Origin of the sequence: Prochlorococcus marinus str. MIT 9201 (assembly GCF_000759955.1) — a bacterium.
Classification (GTDB): Bacteria; Cyanobacteriota; Cyanobacteriia; order PCC-6307; family Cyanobiaceae; genus Prochlorococcus_A; species Prochlorococcus_A marinus_G.
On sequence record NZ_JNAL01000017.1, the window covers coordinates 1 to 15,716 of the forward strand.

12 protein-coding genes and 1 pseudogene are annotated in these 15,716 nt (G+C 30.0%); 3 read left to right on the forward strand and 10 right to left on the reverse strand.

Annotated features, from left to right (window positions below; translation table 11 throughout):
- The 3 genes and pseudogenes from EU95_RS0109140 to EU95_RS02160 form a co-directional block, all read right to left on the reverse strand.
- A pseudogene (locus EU95_RS0109140) lies at positions 1-206 on the reverse strand (signal recognition particle-docking protein FtsY); the annotation flags it as partial.
- Positions 207-263: 57 nt separating this feature from the next.
- The gene (gene nusB, locus EU95_RS02165) at positions 264-893 is read right to left on the reverse strand and encodes a transcription antitermination factor NusB (RefSeq protein ID WP_032522660.1); all 630 of its coding nucleotides are present in this window, start codon (positions 891-893) and stop codon (positions 264-266) included.
- Positions 894-896: 3 nt separating this feature from the next.
- Positions 897-1,631 (reverse strand): DUF502 domain-containing protein, encoded by a 735-nt coding sequence (locus EU95_RS02160; protein ID WP_032522661.1) that lies wholly within the window; start codon positions 1,629-1,631, stop codon positions 897-899.
- Positions 1,632-1,777: 146 nt separating this feature from the next.
- Between EU95_RS02160 and queG the strand changes: the two genes are divergently transcribed.
- From queG to EU95_RS02145, 3 genes are all read left to right on the forward strand, one after another.
- The gene (gene queG, locus EU95_RS02155) at positions 1,778-2,737 is read left to right on the forward strand and encodes a tRNA epoxyqueuosine(34) reductase QueG (protein ID WP_032522662.1); all 960 of its coding nucleotides are present in this window, start codon (positions 1,778-1,780) and stop codon (positions 2,735-2,737) included.
- A gap of 3 nt (positions 2,738-2,740) precedes the next feature.
- On the forward strand, positions 2,741-3,604 hold the full coding sequence (locus EU95_RS02150) for a tetratricopeptide repeat protein (RefSeq protein ID WP_032522663.1): 864 nt from the start codon (positions 2,741-2,743) through the stop codon (positions 3,602-3,604).
- Between the two features lie 78 nt (positions 3,605-3,682).
- On the forward strand, positions 3,683-6,124 hold the full coding sequence (locus EU95_RS02145; RefSeq protein ID WP_032522664.1) for a DNA gyrase/topoisomerase IV subunit A: 2,442 nt from the start codon (positions 3,683-3,685) through the stop codon (positions 6,122-6,124).
- Here EU95_RS02145 and purF read toward each other — a convergent pair.
- From purF to EU95_RS02110, 7 genes are all read right to left on the reverse strand, one after another.
- A complete protein-coding gene (gene purF, locus EU95_RS02140) occupies positions 6,121-7,581 on the reverse strand; it encodes an amidophosphoribosyltransferase (RefSeq protein ID WP_032522665.1) in 1,461 nt (486 codons plus the stop codon). The two genes, EU95_RS02145 and purF, sit on opposite strands and share 4 nt — an antisense overlap.
- A 47-nt stretch (positions 7,582-7,628) precedes the next feature.
- Positions 7,629-9,959 carry a phosphoribosylformylglycinamidine synthase subunit PurL gene (gene purL / locus EU95_RS02135; protein ID WP_032522666.1) on the reverse strand — a complete coding sequence of 777 codons (2,331 nt, stop codon included), beginning with the start codon at positions 9,957-9,959 and terminating at the stop codon, positions 7,629-7,631.
- 3 nt (positions 9,960-9,962) lie between these two features.
- Positions 9,963-10,670 (reverse strand): PRC-barrel domain-containing protein, encoded by a 708-nt coding sequence (locus tag EU95_RS02130; RefSeq protein WP_032522667.1) that lies wholly within the window; start codon positions 10,668-10,670, stop codon positions 9,963-9,965.
- A 1-nt stretch (position 10,671) separates the two neighbouring features.
- Entirely contained in the window at positions 10,672-11,829 is a 1,158-nt protein-coding gene (dnaN, locus tag EU95_RS02125; RefSeq protein WP_032522668.1) for a DNA polymerase III subunit beta, read from the reverse strand.
- Between the two features lie 335 nt (positions 11,830-12,164).
- A complete protein-coding gene (thrC, locus tag EU95_RS02120) occupies positions 12,165-13,268 on the reverse strand; it encodes a threonine synthase (RefSeq protein ID WP_032522669.1) in 1,104 nt (367 codons plus the stop codon).
- Between the two features lie 6 nt (positions 13,269-13,274).
- A complete protein-coding gene (locus tag EU95_RS02115; RefSeq protein ID WP_032522670.1) occupies positions 13,275-13,847 on the reverse strand; it encodes an alpha/beta hydrolase in 573 nt (190 codons plus the stop codon).
- Positions 13,848-15,704, reverse strand: coding sequence for an ABC1 kinase family protein (locus EU95_RS02110; RefSeq protein ID WP_032522671.1), 1,857 nt, complete (start codon positions 15,702-15,704; stop codon positions 13,848-13,850).
- Positions 15,705-15,716: the final 12 nt, after the last annotated feature.

A 15,716-nucleotide genomic window follows, 5' to 3' on the forward strand; every position in this document is an offset into this window, starting at 1 on the left:
TGTTTTTGCTCTTCTTGCTTCTCTAATTCCTGTTTTTGCTCTTCTTGCTTCTCTAATTCCTGTTTTTGCTCTTCTTGCTTCTCTAATTCCTGTTTTTGCTCTTCTTGCTTCTCTAATTCCTGTTTTTGCTCTTCTTGTCGTTTTTTTAAAAGTGCATAAGCCTGTGCAGCCCACTCTCTAGAATTATCAGAATCAGCATTTGTCATTGATAGTTATGATTCCTATTTAGAAAAATTTTAATACTATCTATTTATATCAAATAATCATTGCAATTTTACTGTTTGTAATCTCCGTAAGACTCCATTAATAAATTTTCTTCCTTGGATATCACTATATTTATTAGCTAAATTTACTGCCTCATCACAAGCAACAGCCATCGGTGTACTAAGAAAATTAATATCAACATAAGCTAAACGCAAAATATCTCGATCAATTCTTGGTAATCTTTTTAATCTCCAACCATCCATTACTTGATCAATATCAGAGTCAACAATTGCAAGGTTATTAACTACATGACTAATCCTCTGATTAACATCCTCTCTTATATCAAATTGACCACTAGAAACTATTAATTTTGGAAAATCTAAACTTACTGAGAGAGTATTCATTACGGTTTCTATTTTGTTTAAAGATTTTTTTAACTGTTCTCTAACATCTGCAAGAGAAGAATCAACCCCATCTTGCAATTCACTATCTAATATTTTTTGTGATGCATTTTCTAAATCTGACTCGCAAATATCTAATTCATCTCTGCAATGATTTATTAAAGAATCCAAAGCAGATTCAACAACCTCTTCTATCTGAAATTTATTATATTTAAATTCACCCTTATCTTTTATCAAGCCTAAAGAAATTAAAGATAATTCTCTAGAAAGAGATCTATTATATTTCATCAATTAAGAAGATGTATTAGTGGAAGCACGTAGTTGAGAGAATAATTTTGAAAATGTTGGATTAGAAGTATTATTTTTCTCATCAGGATTCACTATCCCAGCTGAAATAATAGTTCTGAAAGCATCTTCAACAGAAATATCTAAATCCTTAACAGAGGACTCAGGAACCAAGGTATACCAACCAGTAGTTGGATTTGGCGCTGTAGGAATAAAAACACTTAACAACTTTTCCTGCAATTCTGGCTGAAGAGAAGGGCCTACATCACCAGTAACGAAACCCACGCTATATAGTCCTTCTCGTGGATATTCAACCAAAACAACTCTTCTAAATCTATTAGATTTGTTACTTAAAAAAGTTTCAAGTAATTGTTTAAGAGTTTTATAAACTGCTCCGGCTACAGGAATTTTTGAAAGAGTTCCTTCCCCAAATTCTAATAACCATCTACCTACGAAATTTCTCGCCATTAAGCCTATGAGCAAAATAGCTAACAAAGGAACTGTTAAACCCAAAGTAAGATTGATTAAATCTTGCAATAGAGGATTTAAAGTAATAAAAGGATTTAATTGCTTAGGAACAGAAGTAACTAATGTTAAAACAAATTTACTTACTAATGATGACAACCAGATAGTAGTTGCTAGGGGGATTACTACCAACAATCCAGCTATAAGATCATTTTTTAGATCTTGCTGTAGTCTCGATCCTAAACTAGAATCTTGATTTTGATTAGATTCAACCAAAATAACGTTCTATACTAAATTTACTCTACTAATAATTTAACTACTTTTACTTCTTTAGGATATATATTTTTTTAATAAATTTAAATTATTTATTAGTTTCTACCCTAAATTTTACTTTTTAAGGAAATGCTATTCATAATAAAGAAATGATTAATACCCATCAAGAAAAAAAAGAAATAAGTAAAAAATTAAAAGAAAAAGCAATTAGTGAAGGGTTTACAATATCTGGAATTGCTTCTATACCAGGAAGTTCACGGCTAAAGTTAAGAACAAATGCACTCGACAGATGGTTATCAAATAAACACCATGCTGAAATGAAATGGATGGAAGCAGAAAGAAGAAAAAGCATAAGCACACTTCTTGAAGGAGCAAAAAGTGTTCTTAGCGTTGGATTTGCTTACATTAATTCACAAAACAACAATAATAAGAACAACACAGACAAAAACTTGAAGATAGGGAAATTTTGCCAGGGAGAAGATTATCATAAGGTTATTTACAAAAAATTAAAGAAAATTGGCAAGTGGATTAACCTTGAAATCCCTGATTGCAAATGGAAAATATGTGTTGATACCTCTCCACTTCTTGAAAAGGCATGGGCTGAAGAAGCAGGTCTTGGCTGGATAGGTAAAAATAGTAATTTAATAAGTAAAAAAAATGGCTCTTGGTTTACTTTAGGTTTTATGATCCTCACAAAAGATCTAATGCCAGATAAACCTCATCAATCACTTTGTGGGAAATGTGAAAAATGTATTGAACACTGCCCCACTAAAGCAATAGTTGAACCCTTTGTAATTCAGTCAGATTTATGTATTGCTTATCACACAATAGAAAATAGAGAAACAACTATTCCCAAAAAAATTGAAAAAAATTTAAATGGTTGGGTTGCAGGATGTGATATTTGTCAAGATGTATGCCCTTGGAATAAATCGGTCCCATACAACAATACTTTTGAAAACAAACCAAAAGAATGGATTAAAAATCTTAATATTGAGGCATTAAGTTGGGATGATAAAACTTGGGAAGAAAATCTTAAAGGGACCACATTAAAAAGAATAAAGCCATGGATGTGGAGAAGAAATATAAAAGCAAATCTAATGAATAATTAATAAATGAAAAAATTTTTTAAAAAAGTAATATTTATCTCTCTGATAGGTTTTTATTTTTTACAAATAAAACAGGTTCAATCTTTAATTCCCTATTATTATTTTCCAGGAGATGAAAATTTAAAAAAAGAGAGTTTTTCTATTGGAAAAAGTGCATATCAATTATTATATCTAGGTCAATATGAACAAAGTCTTAATTTAGCAAAATTAGCCGTAAAGATAGATAAGACAAATGAAAAGCTATGGTTAATTTTAGCTGAAACGCAGCTAGCTAACGAATTACACGAACAAGCATTAAGGTCCCTAAATAAAGCACAAAAAATTAATTCGAATATTAGCGAAATATACTTTGCTAAAGGTAATGTTTATTTTAAAATTTCACAACTTAAAAATGCAAAGACTGCTTTAGAAAAAGGATTGAAAATTGAGCCAAAAAACCATAAAGCTATTTTTCAATTGGGAAATATTTTACTAATAGAAAAAAATTACTCTGAGGCCATCAATTTATTTGATAAGGCTGTAAATATAAAACCAGATTTCTGGCAAGCGATAAATAATATAGGTTTGGCTTATTACGAAAAAAACAACATACATAGATCTATGAAATTTTTTGAAAAAGCAATCTCAATAGAGGATAATGCTGAGCCATTACTAGGACTTGCTTCTTGTTTAAGAACAGAAGATATTAAATTAGCTCTAGAGCTTGCAAAAAAAGCTTTAACTAAAGACCCTAACTATGTTGACTATGATTTTAGAAAAGAACAGTTGTGGGGCGAAAAATTGCAAAACTCAACAGAAATACTTCTACAAAATGATCAGATTCAAACAGATGTAGCATTGGCAAAATCGAAAATAAATGCATCTTCTTAATTTTCAATACTGGTAAATATTTGTTTACCTATTAGTCTTAATTTAGTTAATTAATACATATTTAAATTTTGCGCTCTGATGAATAAGAAAAATTTCACTTCTATCTCACTTCAAGAGGAAATGCAACGTTCTTATTTGGAATATGCAATGAGTGTAATAGTTGGACGTGCTCTACCAGATGCAAGAGATGGGCTTAAGCCTGTGCAAAGAAGAATACTTTTTGCAATGTATGAATTAGGTTTAACACCAGAAAGACCATTTAGAAAATGTGCAAGAGTTGTTGGAGATGTACTTGGAAAGTACCATCCTCATGGAGATCAAGCGGTATATGATGCATTAGTAAGATTAGTACAAAATTTTTCAACTAAGTATCCTACCCTAGACGGCCATGGAAATTTTGGTTCAGTAGATAATGATCCACCAGCGGCAATGAGATACACTGAAACAAGATTAGCTCCGATAGCTTATAAAGGATTTCTTGAAGAAATTGGGTCAGAAACAGTAACTTTCTCAAATAATTTTGACGGCTCACAAAAAGAACCAGATGTTCTTCCAGCCCAACTTCCATTTTTATTGTTAAACGGGTCATCAGGTATTGCAGTTGGGATGGCAACAAACATTCCCCCTCATAATCTAGGCGAAATAGTAGATGGCTTAATTGCTTTAGTAAAAAATAAAGATATAAGTAATAAAAGACTTTCAAACATTATTAAAGGGCCTGATTTTCCTACAGGTGGAGAATTAATTCAAAGCGAAACAATAGAAGAACTTTATGCAAAGGGCAAAGGATCAATAACAATTAGAGGGGTCATAAATACAGAAGAAATAATTTTGGGCAAAGGTAAGCATAAAAAAAATGCATTGATTATTACTGAACTTCCTTATCAAATCAGTAAAGCTGGTTGGATTGAAAAATTAGCAGAACTTGTTAATACAGGCAAAATTAATGGAATTTCTGATATTAGGGATGAAAGCGATAGAGATGGTATGAGAATTGTAATAGAGCTAAAAAAAGACTCCAATGCTGAACTTATAATTTCTAATTTATATAAAAAAACAACTCTACAAACTAACTTTGGTGCAATATTTTTAGCCTTAATTAAAGGTAAGCCTATACAGTTAAACTTAAAAGAATATCTCAACTTTTTTCTTGAGTTTCGAGAAGAAACAATTAGAAAAAGAACTAATTATTTTCTAAAAAACACTCTGGAAAAGCTTGAAATATTAGAAGGTTTATCTAAGGCAACAAAAGATATAAAAAGAGTTATCGAGATTATTGAAAACTCTGAAAATTCTGGAGAGGCCAAATCAAAATTAATTATTAAATTTTTCTTAAGTGAAAAGCAAGCAAATTCAGTTTTAGATATGCCTCTAAAAAAACTAACAAATCTTGAAAGAAATCAAATAAATGACGATATAAAAGATTTACAAGAAAAAAAGAATTATCTTCAAAAATTATTAAACGAAAGAAAATTATTACTTGAGTTGCTAATAGATGAATTCTTATTATTAAAGAAGAAATATAATGTCAAAAGAAAAACAAGAATTCTAAAAAACATAGATCAAAATGAAGAGTTAGAAACAATTAATAATCAAATATTAGAAGAATTCATCAATAAAAAAACTAAATTACACATAGACAATAGACTATATTTAAGGAGAATGATTTTGAATAGTTATAAGAAATCTTTTGAGAATTCAAATAAAATAATAGATAATAAAAATATTCAAAAATTTATATGTAATATTGATAAAAATTTAAAATTAATTGGAATCACTCATACGGGTAAAGTTTTTCATATAGATTGGGAGTCAAATATTAATAATGACTATAAATTAGATAATAAAAGTCTTGGAAATATTGAACCAAATGAGATAATAAATTTCCATTCAATTAAAAAAGGGGTTAATAACTATTTATGTATCTTAAATTCAGATGGAAGATTTAAAAAAGTTTTATTTGATAAGGATATGATCAAAAGTAATAGATCTTTTGCAATAACAAAATTAAAAAAAAATATAAAAACAATTGATTCATTTATTTCTAATGAAGAAGAAAATTTAATAATATTAACCTCAATTGGAAGAATTTTTAAATACAATTTATCAGATAAATTTTTAACTCCAACAACAAAACAATCTCAGGGTTTAATGCTTGTAAAGCTTTTACCAACTGAAAAGATTGTTTCTTGTTGTCCGCATCGAAATGAAGAAAATATTTATTTAATTTCTAAAAATGGGAAAATCTTTTGTATAAATACTAATGAAATTTATTACGCTAATGAATATAGCTTAGGTTACTTAAATGAAAAAACTCAGCTTAAAAACGATTGTTTCTTAAAAGTCCTTCCAAGCAACCATTACCTCGATATTGAAACTAATAAAAATAAATCTGCTAGATTAAACTTTAACAAATTAAATTTCAAATCTAATAAAACAAATTCACTAATTGACTTTTTAAAATTAGAAACAGGCGAACATCTTGAAAATTGTTTTCTACTAAAAAACCTTCTCGACTAAGATTTATATTCGTTTTCAACCCAATTTAAATATTCTTTATTTACTGTTCCTGTTACATAAAAGCCAGTAAAACAACTCATCTCCAAATCCTTAATTAAAGTATCATTTATTATGGATTTACGTAGATTTTCAACACTTTGATAAACAAGATTATCGATTCTAAGTTGATGAGCAATTTCGCTAATTGTTCTATCGTGAGCTATCAATTCATCTTTATTAGGCATATTAATTCCATAGACATGAGGAAAACGTACAGGAGGTGCTGCTGATGTAAAAAAAACTTTATTTGCTCCTGCATCTTTAGCCATCTGAACGATTTCTTTTGAAGTAGTACCTCTTACTATTGAATCATCAACAATTAATACATTTTTATTTTTAAATTCTGCACTCATAGCATTTAATTTTTGTCTTACAGACTTCTTACGTTTCTGCTGACCAGGCATTATAAATGTTCTACCAACATATCTATTTTTAAAAAAACCTTCTCTATACTCTATTCCTAACTGTCTGGCAACTTGCATAGCGGCAGGTCGAGAAGAATCAGGAATTGGCATTACAACATCAACATCTCCTGAATTAATTGTCTCTTTTATTGTTTCAGACAAATAATCACCCATTTTTAAACGAGCTTTATAAACTGAAATTCCATTCATGATTGAATCTGGCCTAGCTAAATAAACATATTCAAAGGCACAGGGACATAAAAACGGATTTTCGGAACATTGCTTAGAAAAAAACTCGCCATTTTGATTTATAAAAATTGCTTCTCCAGGATCTACATCTCTAACAACTTGATAATCATTATTCTCGAGCACTAAAGATTCACTAGCAACCATCCACTCTTCCTTGTTTGTTTTTAATGAAAGTCTTTTTCCAATTACTAAAGGTCTAATTCCAAAAGGATCTCTGAATGCTAATAAACCATGTCCTGAAATTAATGCAATTGAAGCATATGATCCCTGAATTCTTTTATGCAAAGATTTAACAGCATCAAAAATAATATCAGGTTGTAATTCTTGATTATGAATCTGTTCTTGCAATTCTGTAGCAAATACATTTAATAGCATTTCAGTATCACTTGAAGAATTTGTATGACGCTTATCAACATTAAATAATTGTTTTTCTAAATCTCTCGTGTTCGTTAAATTACCATTGTGTATCAAAACAATTCCATAGGGTGCATTAACATAAAAAGGCTGAGCTTCCTCTACACTTTCTGCTGATCCCTTTGTTGCATACCTAACATGACCCAATCCAGTTTTACCGATTAAATTCCTCATGTCTCTCGTTCTATAAGCAGTATTAACATGACCTTTAGACTTATGTATATGAAAAACGGTATTTTCCATTGTGGCTATACCTGTTGAGTCTTGACCTCTATGTTGCAAAAGCAAAAGACTATCGTAAATTTGTTGATTTACATCATCTGAAGAAACGATTCCAACTATTCCGCACATAACTTAATATCTTAAAAAAAATAATAGTTGAGAAATATTTTTCATATTTAAAAGTAACCTGAAATACTATTATTAAATTTTTCGGATAATTCCTCAACCCTAATATTGCAGATATCTTTATCTTGAATTTTTATCTTAAGCGTTTCATTAGATACACGTCCTATTTTTTTTACAAAAACACTTGATGGAATTTTTATCTGATTTTCTTTTAAATAATTAAGCCATTCATTTTCGTTTATTTTACTAATTGAAAAAATAATTCTAGAACCGCCTTCTGCAAACAATAAATTATCATCTCTATTTAAATCTCTGGTTAATTCTATCGTTGCACCTTTTGATGACAAAATACAAGACTCTGCTAAAGCTATAGCTAAACCGCCATCGCTAATATCGTGAGAAGAAACTACAAGACTTTTTAAAATCGCATTTCTTAAAAAATTCTGACAAAATTTTTCATCCACTAAATCTATTTTTGGAGGACGGCCTGTGATTTCTCCATGAAAATATTCCAGATAAGAACTAGCTGCAATTGTTGTATCTGATTTAGTAGAACCAATTAACCAGATTTCATCATCAATATTTTTCCATTCACTACTTATAGCTTTTTCGACATTATTAATGCTTCCAACCATTCCAATGACTGGAGTAGGATTGATAGGAGTTATTACGTTATCTTTATTTTTAGATTCATTATACAAAGAAACATTACCTCCTGTAACAGGAGTTTCTAAAGCTTCACAAGCTTGAGCAATTCCATTACATGAAGATGAGAGTTGCCAATATCCTATTTCATTCTCTGGAGAAGAAAAATTTAAATTATTCGTAATTGCTACTGGCTCAGCACCAACACAACTAACGTTTCTAGCGGATTCTGCGACAGCAGCAATAGCTCCTCTAAAAGGATCAAGAGAAACCCATCTACTATTACAATCAACTGAAGCAGCGATACCAGAAAATACTTTATTTTTATTTTTATTATTTTGTTCTCTTAATCTTATTACAGCTGCATCTGATTTTCCAGGTTTAAAAACTGTATTTGACTGCACTTGAGAGTCATATTGTTTATAAATCCATCGTTTAGAAGCTATTGAGGGATTAGAGAGTAGTTTTAAAATAATTTCTGAATAAGAAAAATTCTTATTTTCCTTGAGTGAAAATATTTTTTGCTCATAAATTGCTGGCAAATCACTTTCTTTCCATTCCCATTTCTTTAAAAGATAATCAGGTGGAGTATCAATCACATTATGAAAATTAACAGGGGTATCATCAGATAAAGCAGAAGTGGGTATTTTGGCAACAATTTGACCTTTATGAGAAATAATTACCTCATTAGTGGCTATTACCTGACCAATTACATTCGCATATAATCCCCATTTATTAAACTTTTTTATAAGATCATTAATTTTATCCTCTTTAACGACAAACAACATTCTCTCTTGCGATTCAGATAATAAATATTGATATGGAGACATTTCATCTTCTCTAGAAGGAACCAAATCTAAATCAATAGATATACCTAAATTTCCATTTGCAGCCATTTCTGCACTGCTGCATGTTAAACCTGCAGCACCCATATCTTGAGCTGCAATTACATCTCCTGTTTTGAAAGCCTCCAAACAAGCTTCAATAAGACTTTTCTCAATAAATGGATCTCCTACCTGAACTGCTGGTCTATCATCTAATGAGGTTGTAGTTAATTCTGAACTAGCAAAACTAGCACCGCCAACTCCATCTCTTCCAGTTGTATTACCAACATATAATACTGGTGATCCAATATTTTTAGCTCCAGAACAAACAATTTCATTAGTCTCTAAAAGTCCTAAAGCCATAACATTCACTAAAGGATTTCCTGAATAACTATCATCGAAGTCAATTTCACCTCCAACAGTCGGCACGCCTACGCAATTCCCATAATGAGCAATGCCGGATACAACTCCTCGCAGTAAATCAACATTTGATGATTTATCAAGATTTCCGAATCTCAATGAATTCAAAACTGCGATTGGCCTTGCTCCCATTGTAAATATATCTCTTAAAATTCCCCCTACACCTGTTGCCGCACCTTGAAAGGGTTCAATAGCGGAAGGATGATTATGACTTTCTATTTTGAAGACAAGTTTTTGATTATTTCCAACATCAATAACACCAGCATTTTCTCCAGGTCCAACTAAAACATTTTTACCTTTAGTGGGAAACTTAGATAGTAAAGGTTTTGAATTTCTATAACAACAATGTTCAGACCACATAACACCAAACATGCCTAATTCAGTCCTATTAGGTTTTCTCTTTAATCTCTTGCAAATTTCTTCATAATCATTAATTGTTAAATTTTCAACTTTCAGTGCCTCATTGAGATCATAATTTTCTTGATTTATCATTCTTTATATCCAGGGATCATCTTCTTTTTTTTCGCCAAACGGTATGGATGTTATATCTTCATTATAAAAACTTTTTTGTTTAAAATCTAAGTTTTGGCTTATATCTTCATCTTCTTCAAGCCATTCCTCTAATCTATTAGACGCAATATTTTTCATATCATCAAATCTATCAATAATTTTTTTTCCTTTTTGCATGAATTCATTTTTAATACTTGATTTTAATAAAGATAAATCATCTAAAGAATTTATTTCACAAAATACCAATCCGGGTTGTTGATCATTAATATTTTCAATATTTAATTTCCATCTACTAGACCCTGGAATCTTAGGATTAGATCTAGAAACTAAGTAATATTTAATTTTCCCAGTTTTCATTTCAAATAAAAAATCTGCAATAACGCCAATTTTTGATCCTTTTACATTTATCAGATTAGCTTCTATTAAAGTTGGGAATCTATTTAAAGTTGCTAAATCAGAAATAGCTGGCTTACCTTTAACATAGATTTCATTATCTATTATTTGAGAAATTTGATTTAATCGCCAAACATTTCTTTTCAAATCAAAATTTGATGGACGAGAGTACCATCCTAAAATTCGATGAACTGGAGGGTGCATCCAAACATTTTCACCATTTCCATAATTAAGGAACATATCACCCTTAACACAATAATTTAATAGGTCACTTAATAAAATTTCTTTAGGTAATTCCAAATTAAGAACGAACTTGCACAGGCATAACTAAATAAGTAAAAGAATTCAAATTATCTTCTGGTACAAAAACAGCTGGAGTAGTTGCAATATTACACTTTAAAAGTACATTTTCAGAAGCAATAACTTTTAAACCTTCTAATAGATATCTTACGTTAAATGCAATATCAAAGTTTTCTCCAGAGTATGAAACAGGTATTAATTCATTTGCATTTCCAATATCTTGAGCATCTGCGCTGATTGAAGCTAAATCTGTATCATCTAATTTAATCTTTACAACACTACTTTGCTGATCAGCTAACACGGCAATTCTTTCTAATGCATCAATTAATTTTTTTGTATTAAAGTTCAGTATTTTAGAAAAAGAATCAGGAATTAATTGTGAGTAATTAGGATATTTACCTTCTAGGGTTCTTGTAGTAATTATTTGGTTAGAAGAAATAAATACTACTTGACCCTTATCATAGAAAAGTTTTATTGAATTTTCTAAACTTTTCAAAGATACTAGTTTTTCAATTTCTCTTAATGATCTTGTTGGAATAGTTACTGACAAATCACCATCATTCGAAGATGATTTTTCTTCATTTTCGATATTTTCTTCATTGCCAATTAAAGCAACAGCCAATCTATGACCATCTGTAGAAGCAGACTCTAAATAATTTGGTTTAAATGTGAAATTAACACCTGTAAGTAATTGCTTTGAATCATCATTACTACTAGCAAAAATGGTAGATTTTAAAGCTTTTAAAAAAGAGCTTGAATCAATATTCAAAGAAGTCCCAGTTTCAACAAATGGTAAATTAGGGTATTCATCAGAGGGTATACCTTTAAGGTTAAAAGAACCTCTGTCACTTTTTATTAAAATATTATCTGAATTCTCATCAACTTCTAAAGAAACAGGAGTTTCATTAGGTAGTTTGTTTACTATTTCAGATAAAAGTTTTGAAGGTATAGTAATAGCTCCACTATTTTTAACAGTTCCATCAAAAGAGGTTTGAATTCCTAAATTAAGATCAAATCCTGTCATGCTAATTTTATTGGTTCCTTCGTCAGCTGTTAAAAGTATATTTGCAAGAATTGGATGCGTTGGTCTTGAAGCAACTGCTTTACTCACTAGTTGTATAGAATTATTTAATTCATTTTGATTACAAATAATTTCCATCGGAATTTGGAACTTTTTACAAATACAATATACTTTTTTCGTAAATTAAATTCAATAAATTAATTTTTTACTTTTCTAATATAAAAATAATTTAATAAATAAAAGTTTTAATAGTAGTAGTTCTTGTGGGAACTGTGGAATTCTTAGCTAAAGTGGCTTGTCTAAACAGTTTAAGTACAAAATAATATGTGAAAAAAATTTTTCATTTGTTGAATAGTTTTTCTTCGATTAGAAAAATTTAAATTTATTCAACAAATACAATTAATTATTAGGTATTTTTCAACATATGATGTTTGTTTTTAATTGATTTCCACAGACACTATTTTTTTTGGATTTTAATATCCTAAGATTTTAGTTATATTTTTTAATGAAGGTTCTATATTTTTTCTGAAAATAGCATTATTGCTCTTTATGGCGCAATCAGGATCTTTTAAGCCATTTCCAGTAAGAACACAAACAATAGTAGATTCTTTCTGAATTCTATTTCTATTTTTAATCAGCCCAGCAACTGATGCTGCACTTGCAGGTTCACAAAAGACTCCCTCTTTGGCAAGGATTCTATAAGCATTGATTATTTCTTCATCAGTAACTGACTGAAAGTCTCCTTTACTCTCTTTTTTTACTTTTTTTGCTTTTTCTCTATTTACAGGATTCCCAATTCTTATTGCAGTTGCAATAGTTTCTGGGTCTTTAACTATTATATTTTTTACTAAAGGGGCAGAGCCTTCGGATTGAAAACCCATCATAATTGGTAATTTCAAATTTCTTTTTATTTTTGAATATTCTTTAAATCCCGTCCAATAAGCAGTTATATTTCCTGCATTGCCCATTGGAATACAAAGCCAATCAGGAGCAATTCCCAAGTCATCAACTATCTCAAAAGCTGCTGTCTTTTGTCCCTGTATTCGATATGGATTAACCGAATTAACGAGTTCTACCGGATTTTCTGAGGATATATCTCTAACTATTTCAAGAGCCTTATCAAAGTTTCCATTAATAGATATTATCTCAGCGCCATACATTAATGCTTGAGCAAGCTTTCCTTGTGCAACAAATCCTTCTGGTATTAAAACATAAGGTTTTAATCCTCCTCTAGAAGCATATGCTGCTGCTGCTGCAGAAGTATTTCCAGTACTCGCACAAATTACTGCTTCGCAGCCTTCTTCTTTTGCTTTGCTAATTGCCATAGTCATACCACGATCTTTAAAAGATCCTGTTGGATTTAGGCCATCATATTTTAAAAAAACTTTTGTTCCATTTCCAATTAAGTTGCTAATTGAATCGCTTAGGATTAGTGGTGTATTTCCTTCATTAAGGGAAATAATAGGAGTTTGTTTAGTAACTGGGAGATATTGTTTATAAGCTTCTATTAGACCTGGCCATCTTTTTTTTCTGTAATTAATACGCAGTTTATTTTTGATTTTATTTAATAACACCATGATTGTTTAATTTGTTTTGATTTTTTCTAGAGGAGAATTGGTGAAAAAGGTTAATAATTCTGAAATTGATTCTACTTTATTCATAACTTTGCTCAAAGCGCTGACATCTAAAATAACAGTTTTAGTTGGATATCCTTCAAAAAAATTTATTAGATTTATTTTTCCATCTCCTATATTAATTCCTTGAATTACGCTTGCTCTAAGGGCCAGCATACCTGTTCTTTCATCATTTGCTTTGGGTGGGTGGATAATAGATGAAAGTCTTGTTAAAAAAATATTTCCTATTTCAGAATATACTAATTTGCTTGCAATCGTAATAGGAACTTCAAAATCTTTATTTAAAATATTTCTAATTTCTTTATCGGGTGACCCTGTTGCTTTCAAAATTCTTTTTAATTTTTTTGTTGATTTACCTTCTTTAGCAAAAGTTTTTAAAGAATTTACTTTAATTGTTCTGGAAAATATGCTGTATGTGATTTTAATTTCCTCAGCAGCAAAAGTTTTTGAAGGATTAAAAAATAATGGATAACTTACTAAAAGAAAAAAAATTTTAAATATTAAAAATTTACTAAAATTCATTTAGATATTTGCACCAGCGGCAATCTTAACAAGTCTTACAACTCCTTTTTCAGTAACTTTTTTTGCGATTTTTATACCCATTTCTTTTGTATAAGGCTCATTTATAAGTCTCGGAACCCTTTTTAGAAAAATGTCAATTGAATAGCCTGGTACTTTTTGTAAAATCTCTAAAAAGTTTCTTAATGGCTCTATGCTCATTATAAGGTCATTTGACATGTTGTTTTCGTTAATAGTATTTAATTTAATTGATTGTGGAAGATAGTTATTCAAATTTTTCAATATTTTTAGACTGAGTATATCTATCTGATTTGTTAAACTTTCAACTATCTCATTTCTAAGAAACCCTCCTTTTGGAGAAAAAAGAAGATTTATAACTTCGTCTAAAAGTTTTTCTAAATTTAGATTTGTTTGTTTTGCAGCGTTAGAAAGTAGATCTTCTAAACGGTCCCATTTAAATTTTTTATTATCAAAAAGCATTTCTTTAAGGCTTTCTCTTAATTGTGGATCAGGGTCTTCCATCAATCTTCTTGCAAAGTATGGATAAGCTGCGCCTAATATTTTGAAGTTTGGATCTACGCTTAAAGCTATACCCTCTAATGTAAGCAATGATCTAATTATAAGTGCATAATATGGAGGTAGTCTGAAAGGGAATTTATACATAACGCCTGACATATCATCAGTAACGCTCTTGAAATCCATTTTTGAAACTCCTTGTTCGACGGCGTTAATGAAAACATCTTGAAACGCTGGAACAATGGGTTCTAGATTAACTTCCTCTGATAGAAATCCTAATTTAACGAAATCTTGAGATAATTTATCGAAGTTTTTATTTACTAAATGTACTACTGCTTGAATTAAGCCTGATCTAGACTCTCTGGAAACTTCGCTCATCATTCCAAAATCTAAGTAACATAATCTTCCATCTTTTAAGGCTAATAAATTACCTGGATGTGGGTCTGCATGAAAAAAACCATGTTCCAAAAGTTGTTCTAAACTGCACTGCACCCCTATATCAATCATTTCATCAGGATTAATTCCTAAACTTTTTACGTCTTCTAAATTTGTTAATTTTGTACCGTCTATCCATTCCATTGTTAAAACTCTCCTTGAAGTTATTTCTTTGTAAATTTTTGGCACAGCAATCATTTTGTTATGTTTATGCATATCTCTAAATTTTTCTGCATTTGCAGCTTCATTTAAATAGTCCATCTCTTCAAAAACTCTCTTGCCTAATTCATCAATCAAAGCAACTAGATCACTTCTAATTAAGCCGACATTGTTTTTTAGCCAATAAGCAATATTTCTTACAATGTAAAGATCTAAAGTTATTTGTTCTCTTAAGCCTGGCCTTTGTACTTTTACTGCAACAGTCTCTTCATTTTTTAATTTAGCTTTGTGCACTTGCCCTAGAGAGGCAGCGGAAATTGGCTTTTTATCAATTTCTAAAAAAATCTCATCTATTTTGGACCCTAAATCTTCTTCAATTAATTCCATTGCTTTATCACCATCAAACCCTGGTAGTTGATCTTGTAATTCAGATAATTCTTCAAGAAGAACTCCTGGAATGATATCTGGTCTTGTTGATAAAGCTTGACCAGCCTTAACAAATGCAGGACCAAGTTCTACTAACAAATTTGTTAATTCTCTTGCTCTAAATCTTGCTTTTGCTTCATTTTTTAATCTTCCGGTTAATTTATCCCATCCAACAGAAAATAAATAGGCAAAAATAGGTATGAGTGTTTGCCAAAGTCTTTTAAGAAGTCTTTTTGGGTTCTTTTTGTAAATTTTAGAAATTGTTTCTGGATCATAATTCAACAGTCCAGATACCTCAATAAAATCTGTAAAATCTTCTTTCATAACTTTATATAT